This window comes from Psychromicrobium silvestre, from assembly GCF_013408295.1.
In the GTDB taxonomy this organism is placed as follows: Bacteria; Actinomycetota; Actinomycetes; order Actinomycetales; family Micrococcaceae; genus Renibacterium; species Renibacterium silvestre.
On record NZ_JACBYQ010000002.1, the window covers coordinates 299,346 to 312,936 of the forward strand.

Here is a 13,591-nt window from a genome sequence, read left to right on the forward strand (position 1 = left end):
ATGACCTCTCGCTACCGGATCATCACCGTATGCACCGGAAACATCTGCCGGTCCCCTATGGCCGAGCTGATGCTACGGCAAGCTCTGCAAGGAACTTTCGCCGAAGTGGACTCCGCCGGGACCACAGATTGGGAACGCGGCAACCCAATCGACCCGCGAGCCGTCAAGGTCCTGAAAAAACACGGAGTCGAGATCGGAGACGGGCACCGGGCCCGCAAATTCAGCCCGGAAGATTTCAACAACGACCTCATCCTGGCGCTGGATACCGATCATTTCGACTGGCTCAAGCAACACGCCCCGAGTGAAGCCAGGCCGAAGATCCACCTGCTGCGCGAGTTCGATGCGCGGGCGCTCCCGGAAGAACTCGGCATCGCCGACCCCTGGTACGGCGGGGCCGAAGACTTCGAAGAGACCTTTGAGCTGATTCAAGCCGCCCTTCCCGGAATCCTCGAACAAGCCAACACCCCGGTGCCCGGAAATGTCTGAGTTCCGCCAACAAGCCACCGCCGAACGGTCCGGGCCGCGGCCGGTGCTGATCGCCGTCGACGGTCGTTCCGGGGCTGGGAAAACTTCCTTGGCGCTGGAGCTCGCCTCACTGCTTCGGCAACATCGCGAGGTATCACTCTTCCACCTGGAGGACGTCTATCCGGGCTGGAATGGTTTGGCCGCCGGGGTGGATCGTTATTTGCAAACCGTGCTCACTCCGCTGGACCAGGGCTTGGATGCGCAGTGGGTCAGCTGGGATTGGGCGGCTCATTTCGACGGCGAAACCCGCAGGACGGCGGCTGCCCCGATTGTCATTATCGAAGGAGTCGGCGCCGCCCACGCCTGGGCCCGGGACAAGCTGGACGTGGTGATCTGGGTTGAAGCGCCGGAGGAACTCCGCAAGGGACGCGCACTGAGTCGCGACGGCGAGACCTACGCTCCCTTCTGGGACCTCTGGGCGGCTCAGGAGGCCGAGCTACTCGCCCAACACCAACCCGCCGAAAGCGCCGATATTCTGGTCGACTCTCCGGTGGAACCCGCAGATGTACTGCTCGCTCTCACCGCGTTACCCACCCTGTCCGGGCTACTCGCCCCCGAGCGGTTGCGGGAACGAGAGCGCAGCGTGAACACCACGACCCTGCCGTTCCAAGGCGACACCCTTGGCCTGTTCAGCACTCTCTTCGGTGCAGCGCCACGCGCTGTCTGGCTGGACAGCTCGGACGCTTCGGCAGCCTCGGGGCGCAATCGCTATTCCCTTTTAGCGGACGACGGCGGCGCTTCGGGTCAGTATGCCTGGCATGCGGATGGCGTCACCCGGCAAAGCTTCCGTGGGGTGCAGGTCCGAGTTCCCGGGCCGTTCTTCCAGTGGCTCGACCGGCAATGGCCGCAGAACAATCCGGCGGAATCCGCGAGCGCTGGTTTTAACCTCGGCTGGGTAGGCTACCTGGGGTACGAGCTCAAACGGGAGACCGGCGGCGCCGACCTCCGCGCTGCCACCCCGGATGCGTCCCTTCTATTCGCCGGCCGGGCCGTCGTCGTTGATCATCAGGAACACCTACTCTGGGCCCTGAGCCTGGACCGAGATGCAGAGCAGTGGGCCGAGCAGGTTCGCGAGGCCGTCCTGCAGGCTTCGGCTCCCGGACCAACGGCCGGTCTAAATCTTCCAGCGAGTGGAAATCCGCCGGGCTCGGCCAGCCCGATTGTGGCCGGGCCACTCAAGCTACGCGACGATGCGGCGGCTTATCAGAGGAAAATAGCCAGTGCCCAAGCCGAAATCACCAAGGGAAACAGTTATGAGGTCTGCCTGACCACAGCGATCGACTTCGAGCTGGATGCCGATCCGCTGGCCGTTTACTCTTCGCTCCGCAGCACCAATCCGGCTCCCTTCGCGTCTTTCCTGCGGTTCGATGAGCTCTCGGTGCTCAGCACCTCCCCAGAGCGCTTCCTGAGCATTGGCCCCGAAGGCGAGCTCAAGGCTGAGCCCATCAAGGGCACTCGCCGCCGCGATCCGGATCCGGTGCAGGACGCCCGGTTACGCGAAGAGCTGGCCAGCTCGGCCAAGGATCGCGCCGAGAACGTGATGATCGTGGACTTAATGCGCAATGATCTCTCGCACTTTTCGGTGCCCGCATCACTGCAAGTGAGCAGGTTGTGCGCCATTGAGAGCTACGCCACCGTGCACCAGATGGTGAGCACCATCGAGGCTCAGCTGATGCCCGGTGCCTCACGAGCGGAGGCCGTGGCTGTCGCCTTCCCCGCAGGTTCGATGACCGGAGCCCCGAAGATCAGCACGATGGAAATCCTGGACGAACTGGAGGGCCGACCGCGTGGCGTCTATTCCGGAGCGATTGGGTACTTTTCTCGCGACGGCGGCTGTGATCTTTCGGTGGTGATCCGCACCTTGGTGCTCAACGGCGGCCAGGCGAGTCTCGGCGTCGGAGGCGCAATTACCGCCGATTCAGACCCAGCCGCCGAATGGGATGAAGTACGTGCCAAGGCTTTCGGGGTGCTCAATGCCCTGGGCCTGGAGTTCCCCGGCTAGCTCGGATAGTTCGGGCAGTTCGGGCACTCGTGCCAAGCGTTCAGCCCAGCGCGTTCGGGATAGCCCAGTAGCATCCCGATAGCTCAATGACCGGACAGTAGGGTATCCCGAAGTCATTGGGCTATCGCGGACCCGTGATGCTCGGGATCCTCGGGAATACTTCGCAGTTCCGAAGAGTTTTCTCCAATAATTGACAGTCGTCCATAATAGTTGGCCCGTGGAAATTGGAGAACCAGATGAACATTGTGCTGTGGGTTATTGCGGGTTTCCTCGCCCTCGCCTATCTAGCTGCCGGGATAATGAAGCTCAGTACCCCGAAACCGGTTCTGGAAGCCCGGGACGGATTCGGCTGGGCCAAGGACTTTTCCGCGGGAACACTGAAGTTCATTGGCACCTCGGAAGTGCTGGCAGCCATCGGCCTGATCCTTCCGCAACTCACCGGAATCGCTCCGATCCTGACCCCGCTGGCCGCCGTCGGAACCGTGATCATTCAGATCGGTGCCATCATCGCCCACGTTCGACACCACGAGACGAAGAGCATTGCGGTCAATATCGTGTTGCTGGTGTTGGCCGCTTTCCTGTCCATTATGCGTTTTGCTGGCTAGCTCGCTGCGCTCAGAAATCAGCTCAGAAGTCAGCCTATGAAGCCCCCACAGTCGAATTGTGCACGCCGCAGCCCCGGGCGACCCCGAGGCGGCAAGCCGGTAATTCAGGAAGCGGAGCTGCTCAGCGCAGCGCTTTCAGCCTTCGCTCGTTTGGGCTACCACGGCACCTCCCTTCGCAGCCTCAATCGAGAACTAGGGGTAAGCCATAATCTGCTCACCCAGCAGTTCGGATCGAAAGAGGCCCTCTGGCGGGCTGCGGTGGATTGGGGTTTCGGCAGAATGCAGCAGAGCCTGACGCAGGCCACCGAGGACTCAGCCACCGAAAACACCGGCACCGGCGAGGCCACACGGACTGCCGAGGAGTCCGGACCGACTGCCGCGCTGCACCGTTTCATCGAGGCTTTTGTGCTGCAGTCCGCACGGATGCCCGAGTTGCTGGCTCTGGTCAACGCGGAGGGAAGCCAGCACTCCGAGCGACTGGACTATTTATTGGAACACTTTGGCCAACCGATGTTCGCCCGGATGCAGCCAATCTATGCGCAGGCCGTGGCCGCGGGCGAGCTTCGAGAGGTTCCGCTGGAGACGCTGTTCTACCTCATCACGGCCGGGGGCGCCTCGCTCTACAGCACCCCGGCTCTCAGCACTAAGCTCTTCGGGGCGGAGTCGCTCGCTCCCGATCAAGTTCAAAGCCAGGCGCGGTCGGTGGCGGATTTCCTGATCGCCGGTTTACGCTCCGAAGCAGCCCCGAGCGATAGTACGCTGAAGCCATGACTGTGCTTGTTTTCATCGATCCGGATTATCCTGCCGGCAGGATTGCGGATGCCAAGCTGCCTCAGCTCTTCGCCACCGACCTGGGTGCGACGAGAGGGGACGGTATTTTTGAGTCCCTGTTGGTGGTCGAGGGGAAACCGAAAAAGATCCAGGCTCATCTAAATCGGCTAGCCTCCTCGGCCCAGCTGCTGGAATTACAGATTCCTAGCCAACAGCAATGGTTAGCCGCTGTCGACACCGCAATAACCGCGTTCGGACAGCCCGATGCCGTGGTGAAACTCTTGGTCACTCGCGGCATTGAAGGGCGGCCGAACCCCACCGCCTGGGTCCAGATCTTCGCTCCTCCCGCGCTGGGCAAACAGCAACGGGAAAGCGGACTAGATGTGCTGCTCCTAGACCGCGGCTACGATTCCGATCTGGCTCAGCGCGCGCCCTGGTTACTTCTGGGCGCTAAGACCTTGTCCTACGCAGTCAATATGGCCGCACTGCGCTACGCACACCAACAAGGCGCCGACGACGTAATCTTCACCAGTTCCGATGGCCGCGTTCTGGAAGGTCCAACTTCTTCCGTTTTGATCGCCAGGCGCGAGGGGGAGAAGAAACGGCTCGTCACCCCCCAACTCGATGCCGGGATTCTGCCGGGCACCACTCAGGGAGCGCTTTTCGCGGCAGCTCAGCAGGCTGGCTGGGAACTGGGTTACGGCCCGTTAGTGCCGCAAGACCTCTTCGAGGCAGATGCTGCTTGGTTGATTTCCAGCGTCCGACTGCTGGCCCCGATCAATCGGATCGACGGTCAGGAGATCGGCAGCACACAGGATAGAACCGAACTAAGCGCCGAGCTTTCCGCCATTCTGGCCGACACGGAGTGAACCAACGATGAGTGCAATGCGGACCATGGGGGCCAGGGGCCGACTCGGCGGCGATGAGGACGTTCAGCGCGCGATCATTGCGCAGGCGCCCAAGATTCAGCACCTCTTTCGCCGGGTCTATGGGCTCTTCGCCCCCTATCGCCGGGCACTCGTCCTGACCTGCGTTTTGGTGCTAATTGGTGCGGCGCTGTCGGTCATTCCCCCGCTGCTAACCCAGCGGGCTTTCGACGACGGCCTCTTCCCACGCTCCGGAAAGCCGGATCTGGGTGCCCTGAGCAGCATCGTCGCACTGATGATCTTGGTTTACATCAGTTCTGCTCTGCTGAGCGTCTGGCAAACCTATCTCACCTCCTCGGTGGGCAATAAGGTGATGGGTGCGCTCAGGGTGCGGCTCTTCGGCCATCTGCAGGCCATGGATTTGAGCTTCTTCACCCGAACCAAAACCGGAGTGATCCAGTCCAGGCTGCAGAACGACGTCGGCGGCGTTGCCAGCGTGCTGACCAATACGATTTCCTCCGTGTTGGGGAACACCGTTACCGTGATCGCGGCCTTCGTGGCCATGTTGCTGCTGAATTGGCAATTGACCGTAGTGGCAGTGCTACTGATGCCCATCCTGGTGATCGCGCAACGCAGGGTAGGTAAGGTCCGGGCTCGGATCGCCACTAAAACCCAGGAATCGCTCTCCGAGATGTCCGCAATCACCCAGGAGACGCTGAGTGTTTCCGGGATTCTGCTGGCCAAGAGCTTCAATATGCAGAGCGCCGAGGTGGAGCGTTACTCGGCGGAGAACAAGAATCAGATTCGGCTGCAGGTGAGCCAGTCGATGAGCGGCCAGTGGTTCTTCGCCGTCGTCACGATCTTCCTCTCCTCCATCCCGGCCATCGTCTATTTCGTGGCCGGCCTGCTGGTGGATAACGGCGCACAAGCGATCACGGCGGGAACCATCGTTGCCTTCACCACCGTGCAGGCCAGGTTGTTGTTTCCCTTGATGAGCTTGATGCGAGTGGCACTGGATCTGCAAACCTCTGGGGCGCTTTTCGCCCGCATCTTCGAGTATCTGGACCTCACACCGGCCATTGAGGACACCGCGGAAGCGGGGCCGCTCAAGGATCGCAGCAAGCTGGGCCAGATCGGCTTCGAAGATGTCAGCTTCTCCTATCCGGATGCCAAGCCCGGCGAGCGCCCCACCCTCGATCAGATCTCCTTCGAGATTGAGGCCGGGCAGTTCGCGGCCTTTGTCGGCTCTTCTGGGGCGGGCAAGACCACCATTTCCTATCTAATCCCCCGCCTCTATGAAGCGAGTTCCGGGCGGATCAAGTTCGCCGGTGTTGAGGTCCGCGAGTTGCTGCAGGAATCGCTCGTCGCCAATATCGGCATCGTCAGCCAGGAAACCTATCTTTTCCACGCCACGATTGCGGACAATTTGCGCTACGCCAAGCCCGGGGCAAGCCAAGAGGAGCTTGAACAGGCCACCCGCCAGGCCAATATCTACCAAACCATCATGAGCTTCCCGGAAGGCTTTGAGACCCTGGTGGGTGAACGCGGTTACCGACTTTCCGGCGGGGAGAAGCAGCGGATAGCGATTGCCCGCGTGCTGCTGAAGGACCCTGCCGTGCTGGTTTTGGATGAAGCGACGAGCGCCCTGGACTCAATCTCCGAGCGGGTGGTGCAAGCAGCCTTAGAAAATGCGTCTCGCGGGCGCACCACGGTAGCGATAGCACACCGCCTCTCCACCGTGCTGGCCGCAGATGTGATCTTCGTGGTGGAGCAGGGCAAGATCGTCGAACGCGGCACCCACCGTGAGCTACTGGCTACCGACGGGCGCTACGCTGCGCTCTATCGGGAACAACTTGGCGAGGAGCCGCCCAGCCCGAACCAGCTGGGCGAAGGCGAGCACCAGGACCAGCCCGAGGCGGCGGAAGTAGTCCTGACCAAGCCGACCGACCCCACGGACTTTACCGAGCCGTCGTCGTAAATCTGCACGGGAACCCGCACGGGCCCGGCTGCGCAATAAAGCCTCATTCAACTCCATAACAATGCCCCTGGTGTGTTAGTTTTGCTCTCGAGTAACGAGCGCCAGCGCGCACCGTGGCCCAGCCCGGTGCACTGCCCTGACTTGCTGGCCGGCAACCCTCGATTCCGGTGGGGTGCCTCAGGTGAATACTCGGCAACGTGAACGGGTTGCAAGCGTGGAACGATTCCTCCTTGCTCCCTCAGGCAAAAGGAGAACCCCATGACTGACGCCCCCTTGACCTACCGGCTGCTGACCGGCCCGGATGATCACGCTTTCTGTCAGCGGGTCAGCGATGCGATTGCCGAAGGCTATCTGCTTTACGGCAGCCCTTCGGTGACCTCCAACGGCGGCGAGGTGATCGCCGCGCAAGCCGTGGTGCTGCCCGGTTTCAATGCTGCGGAAACAGAGGCCGGAAAATGAGCTACGCTGGCGATCTGACTCCCCAGGAAGCCTGGCAAAAAGTCTCGGACGGCGCCGTGCTGGTTGACGTCCGCACCGAAGCCGAATGGCAGTTGGTCGGCGTCCCGGATACCTCTTCGATCCCCGCCGAGCCGCGCTTTGTGCAGTGGAACCTGGCCGGGAATGTTTGGAATTCCGCTTTCCTGGATGAGTTGAAGGCCGTGGTTCCGGCGGAGGCCGAGCTGGTTTTCCTCTGCCGCTCTGGTGCCCGCTCGATAGGGGCCGCAGAGGCGGCGACGGAGGCCGGTTTCACCTCTTTCAATGTGCTTGAAGGCTTCGAAGGCGTTCCCGATTCCTATGGGGACCGCATCGTCAACGGCTGGAAAAACCGCAAGCTGCCCTGGAAGAAGGGCGCATGAGCTTCAATCCGCTGGCCACCGAATGGGCGGCCGATACCCAAGCGGTACGTGGCGGCTTGGACCGCACCGGCTTCTTCGAAACCTCGGAGGCGATCTTCGTCAACTCCGGCTTCGTCTACGATTCCGCGGAAGCCGCCGAGCGCGCCTTCACCGGTGAGGACGAACGCTTTGTCTACTCCCGCTATGGCAATCCGACGGTGGCCACCTTCCAGGAGCGGCTACGGCTACTAGAGGGAACCGAGGCATGCTTTGCGACGGCGTCCGGCATGTCCGCGGTGTTTGTCGCCTTGGGCGCGCTGCTGGCCGCCGGGGATCGGGTGGTGGCCTCCCGATCGCTTTTCGGCTCCTGCTTTGTAATCCTGAACGAGATTTTGCCGCGTTGGGGTGTTGAGACTGTTTTCGTTGATGGCCCCGATCTGGAGCAATGGAAGGAAGCGCTCTCGGTACCAACTCAGGCGGTATTCTTCGAATCGCCGTCGAACCCCATGCAGGAGATCGTCGATATTCGCGCGGTCTGCGAACTGGCCCATGCGGCCGGAGCCAAAGTGGTGGCGGACAATGTCTTCGCTACCCCACTGCTGCAAAGCTGCATCGAGCTGGGAGCCGATGTGGTGGTCTATTCCGGGACTAAGCACATTGACGGCCAGGGCCGGGTAATGGGCGGAGCCATCCTGGGCAGCAAGGAGTTCATTGACGGGCCGGTCAAGCAGCTGATGCGACATACCGGCCCGGCGCTCTCCTCCTTCAACGCCTGGGTGCTCACCAAGGGGCTGGAGACTCTCGCCTTGCGGGTGAATCATTCCTCGGCCTCCGCGCTGGCGCTGGCAGAGTTCCTGGAGCAGCAACCCCAGGTGGAATGGGTCAAGTATCCACTGCTGCCCTCGCACCCGCAGCACGAGCTGGCCGCCACGCAGATGAAGGCCGGCGGCACCGTGCTGACCTTTGCCCTGGCGGGCGGGAAAGCCGAGGCCTTCGCGCTTTTGAATGCCCTCAAGGTGATCGATATTTCCAATAACCTCGGAGACTCGAAGTCCCTGATCACCCATCCGGCCACCACCACACACCGGGCGATGGGCCCGGAGGGCCGGGCTGCCATTGGACTGTCCGACGGCGTGGTGCGGCTTTCGGTGGGGCTGGAAGATCTGACGGACCTGCGCGGGGATTTGGAGCAGGCGTTGCGGGGACTCTAGCCGCTAGTCCCTAGTCCTGGAAGTATTCGATCTCCGCACCCAGGGTGTTCAAGCGCTCGGCCAGGTCTTCGTAGCCACGCTCGATGACGTAGATATTGCGCAGTTCGGAGGTGCCGCGGGCGGCCAGCATGGCCAGCAGGATGCAGGCAGCCGGGCGCAGCGCCGGTGGGCAGCCCACCTCTGCGGCACGCCAGCGGGTGGGGCCTTCGACGTCGATCCGGTGCGGATCGAGCAGCCTCACCCGAGCACCTAAACGGTTCAATTCGGTCAGGTAGATCGCCCGATTTTCGTAGACCCAGTCGTGGATCAGCGTGCTGCCTTCGGCGCAGGAGGCAATCACCGCGAAGAAGGGTAGATTGTCGATGTTCAGCCCTGGGAAGGGCATCGGGTGAATCTTGTCCGGAGCGGCCTTGAGCTTGGAGGGCAGCGTGGTGATATCCACCAGCCGGGTGTGCCCGTTCCGGGCGGTGTATTCCTCCGAGGCCCGGTATTGGAAGCCCATCTGTTCCAGCACGGAAAGTTCAATCTCCATGAACTCGATGGGCACCCGGCGAATCGTCACCTCGGATTCGGTGACAATACCAGCGGTGATCAGGCTCATCGCCTCAATCGGGTCCTCGGAGGGTGCGTACTCGATATCGGTATCGATCCGGGACTTGCCGCGGATGGTCAAGGTGGTGGAACCAATGCCCTCCACCGAAACACCCAAGCCCTGAAGATAAAAGCACAGATCCTGCACCATGTAGTTAGGGCTGGCGTTGCGGATCACGGTGGCACCTTCACGGTGAGCGGCCGCCATAATCGCGTTCTCGGTCACCGTATCGCCACGCTCGGTGAGCACGAAGGTGCGGTCCTGAAGATCGGCGGCGGGTGCCTGCACCGCGTAGAACCCGTTGTGCGCCTCCACCGAGAGACCGAATTGCCGTAACGCCTGCATATGCGGCTCCACCGTGCGGGTGCCCAGGTCACAGCCGCCCGCATAGGGCAGCCGGTACAGCTCTTCCTGGTCCAGCAGCGGGCCGAGCAGCATAATCACGCTGCGAGTACGGCGGGCTGCTTCCACATCCATCGATTCCAGGTCCAGCACCGCTGGCCGCCGGATCTGCAGATCATTGGCGTTCAGCCAGGTGCACTCGACGCCAATCGAGGTTAACACCTCGACAATCCGGTTCACTTCCTCGATTCGAGCCAGTCGCCGCAGGGTCGTGGTGCCGTGGTTCAACAGCGAGGCACAGAGCAGTGCCACCCCCGCATTTTTGGAAGAATTAACGTCCACCACTCCGGAGAGTTGATGACCACCGGTGACCCGCAAATGGGTCATCTTGGTTGAACTTGAGCTGCCAACATTGACGATGCTGCGGCCAAAGATGGTCTCCAAACGCTGGATCATCCGCAAGCTGAGGTTTTGCTTACCCTGCTCCATTCGCGCCACCGCACTCTGGCTGGTGCCCAGCTCGGTTGCCAGCTGGCCCTGCGTCCAGCCCATCTCAATGCGGGCGTCCCGGAGGATCTGCGCCACGGTTTCTGCGGTTTCCTGAATATCGGTAGTCACAGGAAGAAAATATCATAAAAAGCATACTGCTGGCTAACATTTCGTAAAATCAGGCATGTCGCCCGCTCAATAGTCGCCACATGCGATAAATCTCGGGAGGTCAAGCTCAGCGCGACCAAACCACATTCCAGGCACCCAGCGCCATCGAGACGGTTACCGCCGCTGCCGCGACCAGCACACCGAAGGCGATAATGCCGACGTCGCGAGCCGAAAAAGCGCTCTCCCGCGCCCAGGTGCGCTGATTGCTACCGAAGCCCCGCGCCTCCATTGTGGTGGCCAGCCGGGTGGCTCGACGTACCGATTGGATCAGCAAAGCCATCGCCTGACCGAGATTGGCCCTGATTCGGCTGAGCACAGAACCGGAAGCACCCACGCCACGCGCTCTTCTGGCCATACTGAGGGTCTGCCATTCCTCGGCCATCACGCCCGTCAACCGCATCGCGGCCAGCGTGCCCATCACAAAGCGGGCTGGCAAGTGCCATTTCTGCGCCAACGCGGTGGCCAGGTCGCTCGGGTCGGTGGTCAGCACCAACATGGCGGCCGGTAACGCAATCGCGAAACCACGAACGCCGATCGCAACCCCGGTGGCCAGCGAGCCTTCGCTTATCGTGACATAACCCCAATCCAGCAGGGTCCTGCCCGAATCCGCCGAAGCCAATGAGGTCCCCCACGCCGCCAGCAAGAGCGCAAAGACAAGCGGCCAGACCCTGCGCAACAGAGTCCGCAAAGGCACCCCGCTCAGCGGGAAAACCAGCAGTAGGCAGAGCAGCACCACGGTACCGGAGACCCAGTCCACCGAAAGCGCCAACGCCAGCGTCAGAACTCCGACGGCGGTCAGTTTGCTGAGTGGATTAGCCCTGGTGAGTAGCTGGGACCGACTCATCATCGGGCACCGTCTTTCGCTTCAAGGCTGCCCAGGTGTAGCCGTGAGCCACCCAGAGCATCAACGAAGTGCTCATCATGCGTCACCGCGACCACGGCACTTCCAGCAGCGAGTGCTGACCTTAGTAGCTCGATCAGGGCAAGCCAGGTCAGCGCATCCTGCCCGAAGGTCGGCTCATCCAAAATCAATAGCTGCGGCCGGGCCGCCATCACCGTGGCTACCGAGAGCCTGCGTTTCTGGCCACCGGAGAGCGTGAAGGGATTGGCCTCCGCGAGTTCCAGCAAATCCAGGGCTTCCAGTAACTCATCCACTCGGGAGCTGATCTGCTGCTCGGAGAGCCGCTTGCCCTGGTGCCGCAAGCCGAAGCCAAGTTCGTCCCTGACACTGCCGGTGACAAACTGATGCTCCGGTTCTTGGAACACGCTGCCAATCCGGCTGACCAGGTCCTTGGCCTTCCAGTTTCGAGGTTGCCCAGCCAAGCCCTGGGCAAGTGCCCGGGCTGCTTCTAAGCTCCCGGCCAGGGGCCGCAGTAACCCGCCCAGGGTTAGGGCAAGTGTCGATTTGCCACTGCCGTTCCGTCCGGTGATGGCCAGCGCGCTACCGGAGAATAGTTCCAGTTCTACTCCGGAGGCTGCCACCCGAGCGGATCTGCCCACCGCGAGTGAGGCAACGCCGAGCAGCTTCTCCCCGTCCTTCGGCATCGAAAATGGCCCGGGCTGTGGTTCCTGCCCCGGCACCCAGATACCCAAGGCCGCGAGGGCTCTGCCCTGCTCGGTGAGTAGCTGCGCAGGGGGACCGTCCGCGATCAGCTGCCCTTCTCCGTCGAGCACTAAAATTCGATCAACATGGTGCTGCCAGATTTCTACCCGGTGCTCCACCACTACCAAAGTGGCAGAACGGTCCGCTATTGCGGCGATAACAGCGTCCCGGACCTCCAGAACACCCTCCGGATCGAGGTTAGCGGTCGGCTCGTCAAGCAGAATCACCCCGGGGTGCATCGCCAGAATTCCAGCCAGCGCCAGCCTTTGCTTCTGCCCGCCGGAGAGCTCGCTGCTGGGATGATCGAGCGGAACCCGCAACCCGACAGCTTCCAGCGAAGCGCCAACCCGACGCCAGATCTCCTCCCGTGGCACCATCAGGTTCTCCGCACCAAAAGCCACATCATCGCCCACCCTGGGCAGAATCACCTGGGTTTCCGGGTCCTGTTGCATCAGCCCGGCTCGGCCTCTGCTGTGCCGGGGCGCGGCTCCGTCGATCAGCAGGCTGCCACTTTCGTTTGCCTCATCGTCGCCCAGTACCCCGGCCAGAGCGTGCAGCAGCGTAGATTTACCCGATCCGGAGGGGCCAAGTAAAAGCACCCGCTCCCCCGGAGTAATGCTGAGGCTCAGCTCCGAGAACACCGGCCTGGATCGATCGGCGTGACTGAAGGACCAGTCCACCGCATCGATCCGGGCCGGCCCTGAGCTGATCGAATTGCTCGCTGCCACGATTAGAGGATCGGTTCCTTTGCCGCATTCCGCGACGCCAAGCTGGAAAGCGCCCCGGTCCTGGCCAAGCCACGAGTGGCCAGCCAAGAGAGCAGTCCCGCAATTACCGCACCAGAGATCATGCAGAAAACGATGTAGATGGCCTTGAAGTCGCCGGTGTACTCGATGTTCCAGCTCCAGGGCAGGAAGCAATCGTTGATTCCACAGAACAGTCCGGTGGCCGCGCCCGCGAGCAGCGCGGCGGGCAAGCGCCAGGAGCGGTAGCGGAAGGCGGCAAAGACCAGTTCCGCGCCTAGGCCCTGGATGAGGCCGGAGAGCAGCACGGTTCCGCCATATTGGGAACCCGCAATAAGCTCGCCTGCAGCGGCAACGGTTTCGCAGAACAGGGCGGCACCGGGTTTGCGGATCAGCAATCCGCCGAGCACGGCGGGGATAAACCAACCGCCGGACCAGAGCGCGCTGAGCGGTGGGTAGCCCGCGGACAATACACTGATTCCCGAGGCGAGGGCCGACCAGGCCCAGAAGATCACCCCGCCGGCTACCGCAACTACTGCGGCCACCACGATGTCCACCACACGCCAGGTATAGCGGGGCTTACTTGAAATAGAACTGGTCATGGCTTCCTCCTTTTCAGGAGGGGCGGCGGTTTTTCACGCCGAAGAGCGCTCGACTCCCTTCGCCGGTACTAACCGGATCAGGTTCGAGGGTCTGCGGTGGTCCGCACTCTCAGCGCCCACCTTACGGCGGCGCTCCCCTGTCGTTACTTGCGCTGTCAGTTTACACCGCCACCGCAGCACTTAACACGCGCGAGTGTGGAGATCTGCACGTTATGAACCGCTCTTAAGGTGCAGATCTCCACACTCGGCGGAAGGTTT

Annotated in this window: 13 protein-coding genes and 2 riboswitches; of the genes, 9 read left to right on the forward strand and 4 right to left on the reverse strand. The window is 62.0% G+C overall.

The window, feature by feature from the left end; genetic code table 11:
• The 9 genes from FHU41_RS09430 (at position 1) to FHU41_RS09470 (ending at position 8,794) form a co-directional block, all read left to right on the forward strand.
• On the forward strand, positions 1–486 hold the full coding sequence (locus tag FHU41_RS09430) for a low molecular weight protein-tyrosine-phosphatase (RefSeq protein ID WP_179389432.1): 486 nt from the start codon (positions 1–3) through the stop codon (positions 484–486).
• Complete coding sequence (gene pabB / locus FHU41_RS09435; protein ID WP_179389433.1) at positions 479–2,527, forward strand: aminodeoxychorismate synthase component I; 2,049 nt, start codon at positions 479–481, stop codon at positions 2,525–2,527. The genes FHU41_RS09430 and pabB overlap by 8 nt, the downstream gene beginning before the upstream one ends.
• A 236-nt stretch (positions 2,528–2,763) precedes the next feature.
• Complete coding sequence (locus FHU41_RS09440; RefSeq protein ID WP_179389434.1) at positions 2,764–3,132, forward strand: DoxX family protein; 369 nt, start codon at positions 2,764–2,766, stop codon at positions 3,130–3,132.
• 36 nt (positions 3,133–3,168) lie between these two features.
• On the forward strand, positions 3,169–3,903 hold the full coding sequence (locus tag FHU41_RS09445; protein WP_179389435.1) for a TetR/AcrR family transcriptional regulator: 735 nt from the start codon (positions 3,169–3,171) through the stop codon (positions 3,901–3,903).
• Positions 3,900–4,772 (forward strand): aminodeoxychorismate lyase, encoded by an 873-nt coding sequence (locus tag FHU41_RS09450; protein WP_179389436.1) that lies wholly within the window; start codon positions 3,900–3,902, stop codon positions 4,770–4,772. Before FHU41_RS09445 ends, FHU41_RS09450 begins: the two co-directional genes overlap by 4 nt.
• 16 nt (positions 4,773–4,788) lie before the next feature.
• Positions 4,789–6,747, forward strand: coding sequence for an ABC transporter ATP-binding protein (locus tag FHU41_RS09455; protein ID WP_425503323.1), 1,959 nt, complete (start codon positions 4,789–4,791; stop codon positions 6,745–6,747).
• A 90-nt stretch (positions 6,748–6,837) separates the two neighbouring features.
• Positions 6,838–6,968: riboswitch (SAM riboswitch) on the forward strand.
• 37 nt (positions 6,969–7,005) lie between these two features.
• Positions 7,006–7,206 (forward strand): DUF1737 domain-containing protein, encoded by a 201-nt coding sequence (locus tag FHU41_RS09460; RefSeq protein WP_179389438.1) that lies wholly within the window; start codon positions 7,006–7,008, stop codon positions 7,204–7,206.
• Entirely contained in the window at positions 7,203–7,604 is a 402-nt protein-coding gene (locus tag FHU41_RS09465) for a rhodanese-like domain-containing protein (protein ID WP_179389439.1), read from the forward strand. Before FHU41_RS09460 ends, FHU41_RS09465 begins: the two co-directional genes overlap by 4 nt.
• On the forward strand, positions 7,601–8,794 hold the full coding sequence (locus FHU41_RS09470) for an O-succinylhomoserine sulfhydrylase (protein ID WP_179389440.1): 1,194 nt from the start codon (positions 7,601–7,603) through the stop codon (positions 8,792–8,794). Before FHU41_RS09465 ends, FHU41_RS09470 begins: the two co-directional genes overlap by 4 nt.
• A 10-nt stretch (positions 8,795–8,804) precedes the next feature.
• Here the strand turns inward: FHU41_RS09470 and FHU41_RS09475 are convergent, their stop codons facing one another.
• From FHU41_RS09475 to FHU41_RS09490, 4 genes are all read right to left on the reverse strand, one after another.
• Positions 8,805–10,280 carry a UDP-N-acetylglucosamine 1-carboxyvinyltransferase gene (locus FHU41_RS09475; protein ID WP_218847265.1) on the reverse strand — a complete coding sequence of 492 codons (1,476 nt, stop codon included), beginning with the start codon at positions 10,278–10,280 and terminating at the stop codon, positions 8,805–8,807.
• A gap of 172 nt (positions 10,281–10,452) precedes the next feature.
• The gene (locus FHU41_RS09480) at positions 10,453–11,232 is read right to left on the reverse strand and encodes an energy-coupling factor transporter transmembrane component T family protein (protein WP_179389441.1); all 780 of its coding nucleotides are present in this window, start codon (positions 11,230–11,232) and stop codon (positions 10,453–10,455) included.
• The gene (locus tag FHU41_RS09485) at positions 11,229–12,716 is read right to left on the reverse strand and encodes an ATP-binding cassette domain-containing protein (protein WP_179389442.1); all 1,488 of its coding nucleotides are present in this window, start codon (positions 12,714–12,716) and stop codon (positions 11,229–11,231) included. Before FHU41_RS09485 ends, FHU41_RS09480 begins: the two co-directional genes overlap by 4 nt.
• A gap of 2 nt (positions 12,717–12,718) precedes the next feature.
• Positions 12,719–13,333 carry an ECF transporter S component gene (locus FHU41_RS09490; RefSeq protein ID WP_179389443.1) on the reverse strand — a complete coding sequence of 205 codons (615 nt, stop codon included), beginning with the start codon at positions 13,331–13,333 and terminating at the stop codon, positions 12,719–12,721.
• Positions 13,334–13,370: 37 nt separating this feature from the next.
• A riboswitch (TPP riboswitch) is annotated at positions 13,371–13,482 on the reverse strand.
• Positions 13,483–13,591: the final 109 nt, after the last annotated feature.

Coding starts and splice junctions, on each gene's coding strand:
- FHU41_RS09430 (WP_179389432.1), top strand. CDS start 1: ATGACCTCTCGCTACCGGATCATCACCGTATGCACCGGAAACATCTGC.
- pabB (WP_179389433.1), top strand. CDS start 479: ATGTCTGAGTTCCGCCAACAAGCCACCGCCGAACGGTCCGGGCCGCGG.
- FHU41_RS09440 (WP_179389434.1), top strand. CDS start 2,764: ATGAACATTGTGCTGTGGGTTATTGCGGGTTTCCTCGCCCTCGCCTAT.
- FHU41_RS09445 (WP_179389435.1), top strand. CDS start 3,169: ATGAAGCCCCCACAGTCGAATTGTGCACGCCGCAGCCCCGGGCGACCC.
- FHU41_RS09450 (WP_179389436.1), top strand. CDS start 3,900: ATGACTGTGCTTGTTTTCATCGATCCGGATTATCCTGCCGGCAGGATT.
- FHU41_RS09455 (WP_425503323.1), top strand. CDS start 4,789: ATGCGGACCATGGGGGCCAGGGGCCGACTCGGCGGCGATGAGGACGTT.
- FHU41_RS09460 (WP_179389438.1), top strand. CDS start 7,006: ATGACTGACGCCCCCTTGACCTACCGGCTGCTGACCGGCCCGGATGAT.
- FHU41_RS09465 (WP_179389439.1), top strand. CDS start 7,203: ATGAGCTACGCTGGCGATCTGACTCCCCAGGAAGCCTGGCAAAAAGTC.
- FHU41_RS09470 (WP_179389440.1), top strand. CDS start 7,601: ATGAGCTTCAATCCGCTGGCCACCGAATGGGCGGCCGATACCCAAGCG.
- FHU41_RS09475 (WP_218847265.1), bottom strand. CDS start 10,280: ATGGGCTGGACGCAGGGCCAGCTGGCAACCGAGCTGGGCACCAGCCAG.
- FHU41_RS09480 (WP_179389441.1), bottom strand. CDS start 11,232: ATGATGAGTCGGTCCCAGCTACTCACCAGGGCTAATCCACTCAGCAAA.
- FHU41_RS09490 (WP_179389443.1), bottom strand. CDS start 13,333: ATGACCAGTTCTATTTCAAGTAAGCCCCGCTATACCTGGCGTGTGGTG.